The organism is Nocardia sp. CA-145437 (assembly GCF_050956485.1).
Taxonomy (GTDB): Bacteria; Actinomycetota; Actinomycetes; order Mycobacteriales; family Mycobacteriaceae; genus Nocardia.
Genome location: NZ_CP191204.1, coordinates 2,203,483 through 2,217,280, shown reverse-complemented (window position 1 = coordinate 2,217,280; position 13,798 = coordinate 2,203,483). Strand labels below are relative to the sequence as shown.

At 68.9% G+C, this 13,798-nt stretch carries 13 protein-coding genes and 1 pseudogene; 3 read left to right on the top strand and 11 right to left on the bottom strand.

Translation table 11 applies throughout. The features are described from left to right. The first annotated feature begins 16 nt into the window (after positions 1-16). The 3 genes from ACQPYY_RS09830 to ACQPYY_RS09820 are packed head-to-tail and all read left to right on the top strand — an operon-like array spanning position 17 to position 2,646. Positions 17-1,009 carry a hypothetical protein gene (locus ACQPYY_RS09830; RefSeq protein WP_433593509.1) on the top strand — a complete coding sequence of 331 codons (993 nt, stop codon included), beginning with the start codon at positions 17-19 and terminating at the stop codon, positions 1,007-1,009. Then, the gene (locus ACQPYY_RS09825; protein WP_433593508.1) at positions 1,009-2,172 is read left to right on the top strand and encodes a glutathionylspermidine synthase family protein; all 1,164 of its coding nucleotides are present in this window, start codon (positions 1,009-1,011) and stop codon (positions 2,170-2,172) included. Before ACQPYY_RS09830 ends, ACQPYY_RS09825 begins: the two co-directional genes overlap by 1 nt. 21 nt (positions 2,173-2,193) lie before the next feature. Beyond that, on the top strand, positions 2,194-2,646 hold the full coding sequence (locus ACQPYY_RS09820; RefSeq protein ID WP_433593507.1) for a DUF350 domain-containing protein: 453 nt from the start codon (positions 2,194-2,196) through the stop codon (positions 2,644-2,646). Between the two features lie 3 nt (positions 2,647-2,649). On the opposite strand, the gene ACQPYY_RS09815 is transcribed toward ACQPYY_RS09820, so the two are convergent. The 11 genes and pseudogenes from ACQPYY_RS09815 to ACQPYY_RS09765 form a co-directional block, all read right to left on the bottom strand. Continuing rightward, a complete protein-coding gene (locus tag ACQPYY_RS09815; RefSeq protein WP_433593506.1) occupies positions 2,650-3,231 on the bottom strand; it encodes a dihydrofolate reductase family protein in 582 nt (193 codons plus the stop codon). Between the two features lie 117 nt (positions 3,232-3,348). Next, a complete protein-coding gene (locus ACQPYY_RS09810) occupies positions 3,349-3,843 on the bottom strand; it encodes an AMP-binding protein (protein ID WP_433593505.1) in 495 nt (164 codons plus the stop codon). A 131-nt stretch (positions 3,844-3,974) separates the two neighbouring features. Beyond that, positions 3,975-5,108, bottom strand: coding sequence for a P-loop NTPase (locus ACQPYY_RS09805; RefSeq protein ID WP_433593504.1), 1,134 nt, complete (start codon positions 5,106-5,108; stop codon positions 3,975-3,977). Between the two features lie 22 nt (positions 5,109-5,130). Continuing rightward, positions 5,131-6,498 (bottom strand): FAD-dependent oxidoreductase, encoded by a 1,368-nt coding sequence (locus ACQPYY_RS09800; RefSeq protein WP_433593503.1) that lies wholly within the window; start codon positions 6,496-6,498, stop codon positions 5,131-5,133. Continuing rightward, positions 6,495-6,830: a ferredoxin gene (gene fdxA / locus ACQPYY_RS09795; protein ID WP_433593502.1), complete on the bottom strand. Its 336-nt coding sequence runs from the start codon at positions 6,828-6,830 to the stop codon at positions 6,495-6,497. The genes ACQPYY_RS09800 and fdxA overlap by 4 nt, the downstream gene beginning before the upstream one ends. A 9-nt stretch (positions 6,831-6,839) precedes the next feature. Beyond that, positions 6,840-7,631 (bottom strand): ABC transporter ATP-binding protein, encoded by a 792-nt coding sequence (locus ACQPYY_RS09790; protein ID WP_433593501.1) that lies wholly within the window; start codon positions 7,629-7,631, stop codon positions 6,840-6,842. After that, complete coding sequence (locus tag ACQPYY_RS09785) at positions 7,628-8,500, bottom strand: ABC transporter permease (protein WP_433593500.1); 873 nt, start codon at positions 8,498-8,500, stop codon at positions 7,628-7,630. Before ACQPYY_RS09785 ends, ACQPYY_RS09790 begins: the two co-directional genes overlap by 4 nt. Positions 8,501-8,567: 67 nt before the next feature. Beyond that, positions 8,568-9,980, bottom strand: coding sequence for an ABC transporter substrate-binding protein (locus tag ACQPYY_RS09780; RefSeq protein ID WP_433593499.1), 1,413 nt, complete (start codon positions 9,978-9,980; stop codon positions 8,568-8,570). Positions 9,981-10,000: 20 nt separating this feature from the next. After that, positions 10,001-10,228 (bottom strand): 4Fe-4S dicluster domain-containing protein, encoded by a 228-nt coding sequence (locus ACQPYY_RS09775; protein ID WP_433593498.1) that lies wholly within the window; start codon positions 10,226-10,228, stop codon positions 10,001-10,003. Next, positions 10,228-12,956 (bottom strand): annotated as a pseudogene (locus ACQPYY_RS09770) (fumarate reductase/succinate dehydrogenase flavoprotein subunit). Before ACQPYY_RS09770 ends, ACQPYY_RS09775 begins: the two are co-directional and overlap by 1 nt. A 12-nt stretch (positions 12,957-12,968) precedes the next feature. Then, positions 12,969-13,778, bottom strand: coding sequence for a GntR family transcriptional regulator (locus ACQPYY_RS09765; protein WP_433593497.1), 810 nt, complete (start codon positions 13,776-13,778; stop codon positions 12,969-12,971). Positions 13,779-13,798: the final 20 nt, after the last annotated feature.

The following is a 13,798-nucleotide window of genomic DNA, read 5'->3' as shown; positions in this document are numbered from 1 at the left end:
CCCACGGAGTCGACGAATGGCCACTGACCGTCCCGGCGGTCCGGACAACCCGGACCGTCCCACCCCCGACCCCGCGCAGCCGTCCGAACCCCCCAGTCCCGCAGCCACGTCCGATTCGCCCGGTGAGTCCGGTTCCGAGCCTTCGGGTCCCACGCCGACGCTCCGGTTCCCCGCTGGGGAGCCCGGTGGCGGGAGCCATCCGACGCCGCCACTATCCGGAGCGTCCGCGACCCCGCCGGATGCGGGCGGACCGCACCCGACCCCTCCGCTCGCCGGTGAATCCCCCGGCGGCGCGGGCACTTTCGGCAGCCCCGGCGCCGCCCCGCTCGGCGCGGTCACCCCGCCGCCCGGCGTCGAGCCGCCGTTCACCCTGCCGATGCCGTCGCTGGAACCCGACGCACCGCCGGTGCCCGCGGTTCCGCAGCCGCCGCGGCGCGGGAGCATCATCTCTCAGGAAGCCGGGATCACGCAGCCGCGCCCGCCGACGGTGGCCGAGGTGCGAGCCCGGGAGAAGGCGCGCAAACGGGCCGAGGAGCAGCAGCAGGCCGAGGCGGAGGCCGCGGAAGCCAAGCAGCGCAAGAAGAAGCGGATCCTGATCGGCGGGGCCGCCGTGGCGGGCATCGCGGCGCTGGTCGGCGGCGGCTACCTGGTGGCCTCGGCGTGGAGCGGACCCGACGTGACCGCGTCCTGCACGGTGGTCGCCGACAAGGGCGAGATCGTGCCGATCGGCAACGGGCAGACCGTGACCGCCGACCGCGACAACCAGGAGATCGTGGTCCCGGACAACTACTGTTCGAGCGCCACATCCGGCGGGCATCCCGGCACGCACTCCAGTACGTTCATCTACCTGGGCCACTCCTACCGCTACTACTACGGCGGCAACACCACCATCGGGCGCCCGCCCACCGGTGGCACCACGGTGGCCCCCAAGGGCGCGACAGTGAAGACCAAGAGCGGCAGCACGATTCAGCGCGGCGGCCTCGGAGCGAAGATCGGTGGAGGTTCCTAGTGCGGCGGGTTCGCAGCACTCCGCGGCCGGGCTGGCAGCGGATCATCGAGGGTCAGGGTCTGGTCTACGGCTCACCCGGGCAGTACCCCGACGGCCGGCCGCGGCCCTACTGGGACGAATCGGTGCACTACGAGTTCGACATGGACGAGATTCTCGCCATGGAGGCGCAGGTCGAGGTACTGCACTCGATGTGCCTGCACGCGGTCGAACAGGTCGTCCTCATGGAGCGATTCGCCGATTTCGGTCTGCCGCAATGGAGCTGGGAGCACATCACCAAGTCCTGGCACCGCTCCGACCCGCACGTCTACGGCCGCTTCGACCTGCGGTACGACGGCCGCGGCCCGGCGAAACTGCTGGAGTACAACGCCGATACGCCCACCTCCCTGCTGGAGGCGGCGATCGTGCAGTGGCACTGGCTGACCGACACCCACCCCGACGACGATCAGTGGAATTCCCTGCACGAGAAGCTGGTCGAGCGCTGGGGTGAACTGCGCGAGAACCTGCCGGGCAGTCAGCTGCACTTCACCTGGTCGGGGTCGGACGGTTCCGGCGAGGACAACGTCACCACCGCGTACATGCAGGAGACCGCCGCCGAGGCCGGGTTCGACACCATCGCCCTGCCCATCGAGGAGGTCGGATTCGACACGGAGCTGGATCGTTTCGTGGATCTGGCCGAGGCCCCGATCGAGGCGATCTTCAAGCTGTACCCGTGGGAATGGGCGCTGGACGACGACTTCGGCCGCCGCGTGGTGGAGTCGCTGCCCGAAACCATGTGGATCGAACCGCTGTGGAAGACGCTGCTGTCGAACAAGGCGATCCTGGCGGTGCTGTGGGAGATGTACCCCGGCCACCCCAATCTGCTGCCCACCTATCTCGACGACCCGCACGAGCTCACCGAGTACATTCGCAAGCCCAAACTGGGCCGCGAGGGCGCGAACATGACCATCGTCGGCGCCGGCCTGGAAACCGCGACCGGCGGCGTCTACGGCGATGAGGGCTACGTCTACCAATTGCTGGACCCGCTGCCCGAATTCGACGGTATGCGACCGGTACTCGGTGCTTGGATCGTGGGCGACACGTCCGCGGGGCTGGGCATCCGGGAGACCGTCGGCCTCATCACCGATGACAGCTCCACCTTCGTCCCGCACCGCATCCCGCAGTAACCACACCTCGGAGGACCACCGATGACCACCGCTCTCGCCCTCGAAGCCGGGTATTGGCATTCACTCGGCCGCGGCGTAGGCGCCATCCTGGCCTACGCCCTGCTCGGCCTGGTGCTCATGCTGATCGGCTTCCAGGCCGTGGACGTGACCACCCCCGGCCCGCTGCGCGCCATGGTGGCGCGCGGCCTGCCCAACGCCGTCGTCGTCAGCGCGTCGGCCATGATCAGCATGGCGCTGATCGTCGTATTGGCCATCTACGCGCAGGCGGGCAAACTCTCCGAGGGCCTGCTGGCCGCCACCGTCTTCGGCCTGGTCGGCATTGTGGCCCAGGTGATCTCGGTGCGAGTGCTGGAATTCGTGATCGGCATCGATATCGGCGAACTGCTGAAGAAGCCGGAATTCAGCACCGAGTCCCTGGTGGTGGCGGCCGCTCAGTTCTCGATCGGCCTGGTGGTCGCGTTCGCGATCCTCTGACCGCTAGCGAATCCGGCTGTACTTGATGAAGGCCACGCCGTCCTCGAAGATCCGGCTGGTGAGGACCCGGAACTTGGCCGGTTCCGGCAGCCGTCCGGCGGCTCCGAACAGCGGCCGCCCATGCCCCAGCACGATCGGGTACAGCTTCAGGAACACCTGATCGATCTCCGGCAGCAGGGTCTGGGCGAGCTCACCGCCGCCGCACAGCCAGATGCCGAGCCCCTTCTCCCGCTTGAGTTCCCGCACCCGCGCGAGCGGATCCTCCGAGATCAGGTCCACCCCGGCCGCGGGGCTCTCCGGCAGCGTCGTGGACACCACGAACTGCCGCATATGCGAGTACGGGCTGGACGTGCCGGTCCGCACGCCGAAGTCGTGGGTCTTGCGCCCCATGATCACGGTGTCGAAGTTCTGGCACGGTTTGTCGACGCCGAGCACCTGACGAACCTTGGTCGGCAGCGTCTCGGGATACTGCGCCATGATCGCGGGCCCGTGATCACCCCCGACCGGGAAGAAGTCGACCGAGCCGTCATCGGTGGCGATGAATCCGTCGATGGTGGCCGCGACGTAGTAAGTCAGTTTGCGCATGTGTTTCCTCCAGCCGGCACCACGCGTGCCGCTACTGAAAAGGTAGCGCCTGAACCTGAGCGACAGGCCGGGTCTGAGATAGTCGGATTGCCCGGCTCAAAAGAAAACCTGCTGGTCTCAGGCGCGAAAGCGGCCTTGACGGCGGCGGCTGGCGCCAATCGAACGCTTCATGAACTTCTCCCATTCGTTCGCTCCACGAGACAGCGCTTCCGCGAAACCGCCGAAGGCGTCCGCGACGACCACGTACCGAATTCCGGTGGCGGTGAGCATCGGTGCGAGCCGCTCGGCGAGGTCCGCCCCCAGCGACGGCACCGGCAGCACGCACGTACCCGCCCCCGCGGCGATCGCACCGAAATACGCCTGGAAGAACCCCGGGCACGCGGGGGCCAGAATGCCGACGATGTCGCCTGACTCGACGCCTTCGACCACCAGATCCTGCGCCAGGCCGTAGGCCAGTTCGGGAATGTTCCGGTACGCCAGGACCGCACCGGATTCGGGAAAGTGGACCGCGTGGCGATACCCGGTCAACCGGTCGAGCAGTGCGGCCGGCGTCCCACCGGCCAGAACTGGTTTCTCTTCGACACCCAGAGCGCTACGAGCGGACGGATTCACAGGATCATTCCTCAGATGCACATCGACACCATGACGGAAAGCTGGATCACCCGGTTAACGCCACACTATCCAGTTCCCGTGGAGCCGATTCGGCTCAGCCTGCCCGAACGCTTTCTGTCACTGCCCGGTTCTCAGCTGGGCGTCAATGCCAGCGTGCGACCCGCCAGGCCGCGTGGCCGGATGGCCAGGGTCCGGGCCAGGCGGCGGAAGATTCGCCCGATCTCGGAATCCGGGTCGGCCACGGCGATCGGTGCGCCGGTGTCACCGGCGTCGTTCATCCGCGCATCGAAGGGAACACGGCCCAGCAGGTCGCAGGGAGCGCCGAGGATTTCACTCAACCGACGGGCGACCGCGTCCCCGCCGCCACTGCCGAACGGGGTGGCGCGGGTGCCGTCGGGTTGTTCGAGCCACGCCATGTTCTCCACGACACCGGCTACGCGCTGCCCGGTCTTCGCCGCGACCGCGCCCGCGCGTTCGGCGATGGTGGCGGTGGTGCGTTGCGGCGTGGTGACGATGATCAATTCCGCCGCCGGTAGCAGCTGGGCCAGCGAGATCGCGATATCACCGGTGCCCGGCGGAAGATCGATGAGCAAGATGTCGAGGTCACCCCAGTACACGTCGGTGAGGAATTGGTTGACGACCCGGTGCAGCATCGGCCCGCGCCAGACCACGGGTTCGTTCGCGTCGACGAACATCGCGACGGAGATGAGCTTCACCCCGTATGCCGTGACCGGCATGATCATGCGCTCGACCTGTGTGGGCGCGGCGGCGCAGCCCAGCATCGCGGGCAGCGAGTACCCGTGGATGTCGGCGTCGATGACACCGACGCGCAGGCCACGCTCGGCCAGCGTGACCGCCAGATTCACTGTCATGCTGGACTTTCCGACGCCGCCCTTGCCCGAGGCGACACAGTAGACGCGGGTGAGCGACCCGGGTTCGGCGAACGGGATGGTCGCGGCGCCGCCCCGCAGCCGCTCGCGCAGCGCGGTGCGTTGCTCGTCGCTCATCACGCCGAATTCGACCTCGACGGTGTCGACGCCGGGCACCGCCGCGACGGCTGCCCGGACATCGCGGGCGATGGTGTCGCGCAGCGGGCAGCCGCCGACTGTGAGCAGCACCGTGACGACCACCGCGCCCGCGCGGGCCGTGATCGCCTCGACCATGCCCAATTCGGTGATGGGGCGCTGGATTTCGGGGTCCACGACGGTGCTGAGCGCCTCGTGGATGCGGTCCTGATCGAGCTCGACCGTGGTTGGAGTGCTCATGGTTTTCCTCTCCCGATACGGGTCAGCTGCTCGCGAGGAGCATGTCGGCGCGCTCGACGACCTTGACGCGCTCGCGGCCCAGCGGCTCACCCAAGGCGCGTTCGTGGGCGTCGAGGCGATACCACCCGGCCCAGGTGGTGAATGGAATACCTTTGGCGGTAAGCCATTCCACGACGGCGTCGGGGTCGGAGTCGGTCGCGGAGGCGAGCTCGGCCGCGTCGTCGAGCAGACAGGCGACGGTCTCGTTGGCATCGCCCTTGGTGTGGCCGATCAGTCCGACCGGGCCGCGCTTGATCCAGCCCGTCACGTAGACCCCGGGCAGATAGCGCCGCGAACCGGTGGCGCGGGGATCGACGAGCACCCGCCCGGCCTCGTTCGGCACGGTCCCGGTCGCGTCGTCGAAGGGCAGTTCTGGAACCGCGCGCGACAGATAGCCGACGGCGCGATAGACCGCCCGCACGTCCCAGTCGGTGTATTCGCCCGTGCCCTCGCAGTTTCCGGTGCCGTCGAGCCGGGTGCGCTCGGTGCGCAAGCCCACGACCTTGCCGTCCTCGCCGAGGATCTCGGCGGGGTTCTCGAAGAAGTGCAGGAACAACTTGTGCGGGCGGTCGCCGACGTCACGAATCGCCCACTGCTCCAAGGTGTTGCAGATCATGTCGACCTGTTTGGAGTTGCGTCGCGCGGCCTCGGAGCCCTCGTCGTAGTCGATGTCCTCGGGGGCCACGATGACCTCGATGGTCGGCGAGTGGTCGAGCTCGCGCAGCTCGAGCGGGGTGAACTTGGCCTGGGCTGGGCCGCGGCGGCCGAACACGTGCACCTCGACGGCCCGGTTCTGCTCCAGACCCGCGTGCACGTTCGGCGGGATCTCGGTGGGCAGCAGTTCCGCACCGGTCTTGGCGAGCACCCGGGCCACGTCCAGGGCGACATTGCCCACCCCCAGGACGGCGACCTTCTCGGCGTCGAGGGGCCAGGTCCGGGGAACATCGGGGTGACCGTCGTACCAGGACACGAAATCCGCTGCGCCGTAGCAGCCGTCGAAGTCGATACCTGGCACCGCCAGGGCGCGGTCGGCGTCGGCCCCGGTGGAGAAGATGACCGAATCGTAGAAGCGTCGCAGCTCCACGAGATCGATGTCGACGCCGTAGTCGACATTGCCGAGCAGCCGCACCTGCGGCTTGTCGAGCACCCTGTGCAGCGCGGTGATGATGCCCTTGATGCGCGGGTGGTCCGGCGCGACACCGTAGCGGATGAGCCCGAACGGCGCGGGCATGCGCTCATAGATGTCGATCGACACGTGCGCGCCGGACTTCATCAACGCGTCGGCGGCGTAGATGCCGGCCGGACCGGCGCCGATGATCGCGATCCGCAGGGGACAGTCGAGTCCGGTCATGGCCGGAAGGCCTGCACGTATTCGGTGTCCACGCCCAGTTCGCCGGTGTGCGCAGCGCCCCCGGGCGCTCCGATCGGGCCGGCCCGCCCGGGCAACGGCTCGGTGAAGAACCGCGCGTTCTCCGCGGCGAAGGGCTGCTGATCGCCGGGCAGGTCGGCGTCGAGGTAGATGGCCTCGACCGGGCAGACCGGCTCGCACGCGCCGCAGTCGACGCATTCGGTGGGATGGATGTAGGCCATGCGCCCGCCGGTGTAGATGCAGTCGACGGGACATTCCTCCACGCAGGCCTTGTCCATGACGTCGACGCAGGCGGCGCCGATGACGAAAGGCATTGGTTCTCCTCAGTTCTCGATGATGGTGGCGAGATCGGCCGAGCTGTCGGCGGATTCGCCGAGGCCCGCGAGGATCTCGTAGCGCAGCCGCGCGAACTCCGGTTCGAAACGCGCTCCGGGCGCGCGTGGTTCGGTGATGGTGACGATGCGCTGCGTGCGCGCGGGCCGTGCGGTCAGCAGCACGATGCGGTCGGCCAGCAGCAGCGCCTCGTCCACGTCGTGGGTGACGAACAGGACCGTGGTGCGGTACCGCTGCCACACCGAGATCAGCAGCCGCTGCATCTCCGTGCGGGTCTGCGCGTCGAGCGCGCCGAAGGGCTCGTCCATGAGCAGCACCCGCGGCCGCGTCGCCAGAGTGCGGGCGAGCTGGACCCGCTGGCGCATGCCACCGGACAGCGCACTGGGCAGATGGTCGGCGAAGTCCTGCAGACCGACCTGGGCGAGCAGTTCGCGAGCTTCGCCACGGCGCTCACCGCGCGGCGCCCCGCGCAGTTTCAGCGCGAACTCGACATTGCGGCGGGCGGTGCGCCAGGGCAGCAGCGCATCCTCCTGGAACATCATCGCGCACTGTTCGGCCCCGGATCCGACAGCGACGCCGTCGACCTCCGCCGACCCGGCCGAGGGCCGCAACAGCCCCGACAGTGCCCGCAGCAGCGTCGATTTCCCGCAACCGGAGGGGCCGAGCAACACCACGATCTCACCGGGTTCGATGCTCAGGTCCACCTGGGCCACCGGTTCGCCGCCGTAGGCGATCTCGAGGTCCCGCAGCCGGACCGCCGCCCCGGACGCCGGCGCGCTCATCGCGCCGCTCGCGGCAGCCAGCGGTTGACCCGGCGGCCCGCCCGCTCCACCAGGGCCGAGGTCACCCAGCCCAGCGCACCGATGGTGAGCATGCCGACCACGACCGACGGATAGTCGAGCAGCCCGTACGCCTGCCACGTGAAGTAACCGATCCCGAACTGCCCCGAGATCATCTCCGCGCTGATCACACAGATCCAGGCGACGCCCATCGCGACCGACAACCCGGAGAAGATCCCCGGAAGCGCGCCCGGCAGGGCGATGCGGAAGAGGATGTCGAGCCGTTTCGCGCCCAACGTGGCAGCGGCCTCCTCCCATACTCGCGGCAGGGCGTGCATGGCGTGGATGGTGCTGACGGCCACCGGGAAGAACGCCGCGAAGAAGGTGATGAAGACGATCCCCTGCTCACCGGTCGGGAACAGCAGAATCGCCAAGGGCACCAGGGCGATCGCCGGAATGGGCCGCGCGACCTCGATCACCGGCCGAATCAGCTGGGCCGCCACGCGGGAACGTCCGATCGTCATCCCCGCGAGGACGCCCGTCACCGTGGCCAGGCCGAACCCGAGCAGGATGCGGCGGGTGCTGGAGACGATATTGCGGTAATAATCGGCCGAACCCAGCTGCATCCGAAAGGAATCCAGCACCTCCCCCGGGGCCGGGATCTTGTCGAAGCGGAGCCACAACACCACGTGATTGGCGGTCAGGAACTGCCACGCCAGCAGCAGAGCCACCAAGGGCACGGCGGTGAGCAGTGCCGACCGCATGCGCTGGGCCAGCGCCCGCGGCAGTAGCGGTCGACGCGCGGGCACCCTGGCGGGCACCGACGGTGTCGAAATAGACTCGGGGGCAAGTGTTTCGATGGATACGGCCATGGTCGAGGCCTCCTGGTCTCCTGGCGGGTGGCCGGGCCGATGCGAGCGGGCCCGCATCGGCCCGAGGTCAGCGGGCTTGCAGCGCCGCCTTGTAATCGAGGACGCTGCTGCCCGGGTGCGTGCTCACGTAGCGGTCGGCGTCGGCCAGGACCGCGAAGGGCAGCAGCCGGCCATCGGCCGGCGCGGCCGGATCCGTGACCCAGGTAGCGGTCGCCGCGAACAGCCGCAGCCCGGTACCGGCATCGGGAACGTAGGCGACCCGCACCGCGTCGGCGGATTGCGCGATCTGCTTCAGCAGGCATGCGGGAGTGCGCGCCACCGAGGTGGTTTCCTTGCCGGTAAACCACACCTCGGACGCGGTCGCCGGATCCGATACCGCCCCACCGCATACCGGGTCCGTACCGATCAGGGCGCTGGGCGGGGAAGTGTCCGCACGGCGGGTGTCGTAGTCGGCGCCGTAGAGGGCGCGCACGTACCGGTCGTTCACGAATTGGCCGAGGTCCAGATCGCCGACCGCGCCGAGCCCCTTCAGGAAGGGCAGCAGCTTGCCCAGCGCGTCCACCAGCGGCGCCTTGATCGTGGAATCGAAGTGCACCAACCCGTTCGGGCCGTTGTAGAGGTAGACGACCTCGGCCGGGATCCCGGTCAGCTCGGCTACCCGCTTCGCGGCGTCGAGCGGATGTGCGTTGAGGTAGTCACCGGTTTCACGCTGGGCGGCGAGGAACGCCGCGACCACATCCGGATGCGCTCGATCGAAGCGCTGATTGGCCACGACCGCGTGCAAGGTCGCGATATTGGCGCTGCCGCCGTCGTAGAGCAGTCGCGCTTTGCCCTGGAACACCAGCGATTGCGGCCACGGCACGAATTGCGCGAGAGCCGCCGCCTGACCGCCGGTGAGAGCCGACGCACCCACCGGCGGGTCCTGCCCGAGCAGCTTCACATCGCCGAGCGACATGCCCAGGCCGGTGAGCCCGGTGGCGAGCATGCCGTGCGCGGCCGATCCAATACTGGTGGACACCACCTGACCACGCAGGTCGGCCAGGCTCGTCGCGGGCGAATCCACCGGCACCACCACCTGATTCAGCGAACCGCGCAGGTTGTAGCCGGCGATGGCGATCAGCTCGGACCGCACGTCGGAGTGGTCGCGCGTCTTGGATCCGTTCACCAGGACCGGCGCGTCGCCCATGGAACCGATATCGACCTGGCCTGCCAGCATCGCGGCGGTCAACGGCGGCCCGGAAGCGAAATCCTTCCATTCGACCTTGTATTTCACGCCGTTGGTCTTGCCGAGGTCCCGCAGTTCGGCCTCGAAGGTGCCGCGGTCGCGCAGCAGTGTGCCGACGGTGACGGTGTTGATGGTCCGCGACTGATAGCCGATGTTCACCGTGACCGTCGAAGCGTCACCGGAACCGCAGCCGGAGACCATCGTGGCGGCCAGGGCCGCGCCGAGCAGTGCGGCGCATGCGCGCAGAGTCCTCATCTCGCTCACATCCCTCGAACTCAGCGCAACAGGTACGGGATGTTGACGGTGACCGCGTCGACCGGGCAGCGGGCCGCGCACGGCCCGCAGTACCAGCATTCGTCGACGTGCATAAACGCCTTGCCGGTGTCGGGGTGGATCGCGAGCGAATCGAGGGGGCACATGTCCACGCACAGCGTGCAGCCGACAATGCATTTGGCTTCGTCCACGGTGACCGGGACATCGGCGCGAGAGTTTGCCTGGGCCATCACAGTTCCTTTCGGGCTTTGGCTATTCCGATGCGAGCGAAGGCGCGGACATCGGCGTCCGGGTCCTCGAGCGCGGTGTGGAGGGCGTCGGTGACCTCGCGACGTTCGGCGATGTGTTCGGCGAGGCCGCGCACGACGGCCTTGCGGACATCGAGGTTGTCATCGCTGATCGCCGAGATCAGGTGGGCGGCGGCGACATCGGGCGCGGCGACCGACAGGGCGATCGCCGCGCCCTGACGCACCTGCCATGCCGGGTCGGTGAGTGCGGCTGCGGCCAGCTCGGTGGCGGCTGGATCGCACCCCGTGCTCGCCAGTGCGGTGAAGGCCGCCGCACGGACCAGCGGCTCGGAGTCCACGGCCAGCGCCAGCAGGGTCACCGCGCCCCGGGGATCACCCAGTGCGGCAATGCCTTTCGCGATGGCGATGCGCACCAGCGGGTCATGGTCGACGACCGCGGCACCGAGTTCGGGCAGCGCGTCCACCGAGGTCAGCCCGCCCACCGCCGACCGGCGCACCGCCGAGTCGGGATCGCCGAGCAGATCCGCGAGTTCGACGGCGGAAGCCCGGCGATGCCGCCACAGCGCCTCGACGGCCGCGGCCCGCACCGCCGGCTCGGCCGCCGTGGTCCGTTCGCGCAGAATCGCCTCGAATTCCGGTCCGGGAACGAGCACTTCGACCAATTCGGTGAGAAACCCGATGGCGGTGGCGCGGACCGAGGCGTCGGCATCGGCTAGACCGCCGGCGATGAGCGGCGCGGCCGCGGCCCATTCCTCGGTGGTCTCGCTGAGCACCGACAGCGCCGTCCGCCGCACCTCCGGATCCGCGTCGGTCAGGAAGGGCCGGAGGTCGTCGAGTTCGGGACATTCCTCGGCCAGGTCCATCAACTCCAGCAGGCGCGTGCTCATCGCACGCTCCCGACCGGCGTGGACACCATGGTCCCCGACTGCGCCGCAACGGGATTCGCGTCGGCGGCCTCCCACTGCGCGCCCTTCGGCGGGGCCGGTTCGTCGGCCACCCCGTCGGGACGGACGAATCCGGGCACCGGCACGATGTACGGCGCTACCGGTCGGGTGCGGAAAGCCATCGCGCCCTGCTCGTCGCGGTACAGGTTGAGGTGGCAGAACCACTCCGCGTCGTTCTGCGCGGGCCAGTCGGCACGCTGATGATAGAGACCCCAGCGGCTCTCCGTGCGGCGCAGCGAGGCCCGCGCGGCCATCTCGGCGCAGTCGCGGATGAAAGTGACCTCGGCGCAGCGCATCAGCTCGTGCGGGGTGCGCGCTCCCATGCCGTCGATGTCCCGGCGCATCCGCTCGAACGCCTCGACGCCCAGCGTCAGATAGCTCTGGGCCTTCGGCGGCTGCAGATAGTCGTTGACGAACCGGCGCAGCTTGTACTCCACCTGCTGCTGCGGCGGACCGTCGGGATTGCCGAGTGGCCGGTAGATCAGCTCGTGCGCCGCCTCGATCTGGTCCGCGGGCAGCTCGGCCGCGACCGCGCCCTGGGCGAATCCGGCGGCGTGCTCACCGGCGATATCGCCGTAGACGAAGGCCCCGATCATGTAGTTGTGCGGCACCAGCGCCATGTCCCCCGCCGCGTACAGCCCGGGCACGGTGGTCGCCGCGTGCTCGTCGACCCAGACGCCGGATGCGGAATGCCCACTGCACAAACCGATTTCGGAGATGTGCATCTCGATGTCGCGGGTCCGATAGTCGGTGCCGCGCCCGGCGTGGAAGGTGCCGCGGGTCGGCCGCTCGGTGGTGTGCAGGATGCCCTCGATCTCACTGATGGTGGCATCGGGCAGATGGCTGAGCTTCAGATAGATCGGGCCGCGGGCACTGTCGAGCTCGCGTTTGACCTCCGCCATCATCTGCCCCGACCAGTAGTCGCAGTCGACGAAGCGGTTGCCCTCGGCATTGACCTGGTAGCCGCCGAACGGATTGGCCACATACGCGCAGGCGGGACCGTTGTAATCCTTGATAAGCGGATTGATCTGGAAACACTCGATCCCCGAGAGCTCCGCACCCGCGTGATAGGCCATGGCGTAGCCGTCGCCGGCATTGGTGGGATTCTCGTAGGTGCCGTACAGATAACCGGAGGCAGGCAGCCCGAGCCGGCCGCACGCACCGGCCGCAAGAATCACCGCACCGGCCGCGATCGTCACGAATTCGCCGGTGCGCGTGTCGAATCCGACCGCGCCCACCGCCACACCGTCGACAGTCAGCACCCGCACCGGCATCACCCGGTTGGTGATCGTCACCTTCGAGCGCACGTCGCGAGCGCGCAGCGTGCGGTAGAGCACCTTCTTGACGTCGCGGCCCTCCGGCATCGGCAGCACGTAGCTGCCCGACCGGTGCACCTTGCGCACCGCGTACTCGCCGTGCTCGTCCTTCTCGAACTTGACGCCGTAGCCCTCGAGCCGCTGCACCATCTCGAAACCACGGGTCGCGGTCTCGAACACGGTGCGCTGGTTGACGATTCCGTCATTGGCGACGGTGATGTCGGCGACGTAGTCCTCCGGGGAGGCCTTGCCGGGGATGACGGCGTTGTTCACGCCGTCCATGCCCATCGCCAGCGCCCCGGAATGCCGCACGTGCGCCTTCTCGAGCAGCAGCACGCTCGCGCCGTGACGGGCGGCGGTCAGCGCGGCCATGGTGCCGGCCGTACCGCCGCCGACGACGAGCACATCACAGCTGAGTTGCCGGCCGCCGGCGACCGGGGGGATGTCCATTGTCATGGTCTTTCAGCCTCTTTCGGTCGATGCGGTCGCGCCGCGGTACGGCGCGACGGGGATGCGGTTCAGTCGTCCGGACAGGGAGAACCGGTCACCGCGGAAACGGAGGTATTCGAGATCCACCGGACGGCCGGAATCGGTGTAGGTGAGCCGTTCCAGCAACAGCAGAGGGGAACCGGGCCGGACGGCCAGCAATCCGGCCACCGTGGGATCGGCGGCGACAGCCTCGATCGCCACCGCGGCCGAACCGAGCGGGAGCCCCAATTCGGCTTCCACCAGGCCGAACACATCACGCCCGGCCAGATCCATGTCCAGCAGCGGCGCACCGATGTCGGCGGTGAGGTAACTGGCGTCCAAGGACAGCGGCTCGCCGTCGAGATAACGCACGCGTTCCAGCGCCACGACCGGTGTGCCCGGCGCCAGCTCCAGCCGCTCGGCCACGATCGGGGTCGCGGGCACGATCTCCGCGAGCAGCACCCGATTCACGATGCGGTCGCTGCCGGTATCGAAACTCTCGGCCAGCCCTCGCAATCGGTCCAAGCCCTGCACCGCCAAGGTGGCGACCGCGAAGGTTCCGGCGCCGGGCACCCGGTCGATCAACCCCTCGTCGCGTAGCAGCGCCAGGGCGTCCCGAACGACGTTGCGACTGGTCCCGAAGTCCGCGGCCAGCTGCGCCTCGGCCGGCAGCGGCCGGTCACCATACACACCGCTGCGAATACGGGCGCGCAGCACATCGCGCACCCGGCGGGCCGGAGCGCTGCGCCGCCCGCCCGCACCGTCCGCCGATGCGCTGTGCCGCGAAGGAAGTCTGCCTGTCATGCGGCAAATACTCGGAACCG

Excerpts from the sequence above, each read along its gene's own strand:
- ACQPYY_RS09775 (WP_433593498.1), bottom strand. The coding sequence starts at position 10,228 with ATGGCCCAGGCAAACTCTCGCGCCGATGTCCCGGTCACCGTGGACGAA.
- ACQPYY_RS09815 (WP_433593506.1), bottom strand. The coding sequence starts at position 3,231 with ATGCGCAAACTGACTTACTACGTCGCGGCCACCATCGACGGATTCATC.
- ACQPYY_RS09790 (WP_433593501.1), bottom strand. The coding sequence starts at position 7,631 with ATGAGCGCGCCGGCGTCCGGGGCGGCGGTCCGGCTGCGGGACCTCGAG.
- ACQPYY_RS09785 (WP_433593500.1), bottom strand. The coding sequence starts at position 8,500 with ATGGCCGTATCCATCGAAACACTTGCCCCCGAGTCTATTTCGACACCG.
- ACQPYY_RS09830 (WP_433593509.1), top strand. The coding sequence starts at position 17 with ATGGCCACTGACCGTCCCGGCGGTCCGGACAACCCGGACCGTCCCACC.
- fdxA (WP_433593502.1), bottom strand. The coding sequence starts at position 6,830 with ATGCCTTTCGTCATCGGCGCCGCCTGCGTCGACGTCATGGACAAGGCC.
- ACQPYY_RS09805 (WP_433593504.1), bottom strand. The coding sequence starts at position 5,108 with ATGAGCACTCCAACCACGGTCGAGCTCGATCAGGACCGCATCCACGAG.
- ACQPYY_RS09765 (WP_433593497.1), bottom strand. The coding sequence starts at position 13,778 with ATGACAGGCAGACTTCCTTCGCGGCACAGCGCATCGGCGGACGGTGCG.
- ACQPYY_RS09800 (WP_433593503.1), bottom strand. The coding sequence starts at position 6,498 with ATGACCGGACTCGACTGTCCCCTGCGGATCGCGATCATCGGCGCCGGT.
- ACQPYY_RS09820 (WP_433593507.1), top strand. The coding sequence starts at position 2,194 with ATGACCACCGCTCTCGCCCTCGAAGCCGGGTATTGGCATTCACTCGGC.
- ACQPYY_RS09780 (WP_433593499.1), bottom strand. The coding sequence starts at position 9,980 with ATGAGGACTCTGCGCGCATGCGCCGCACTGCTCGGCGCGGCCCTGGCC.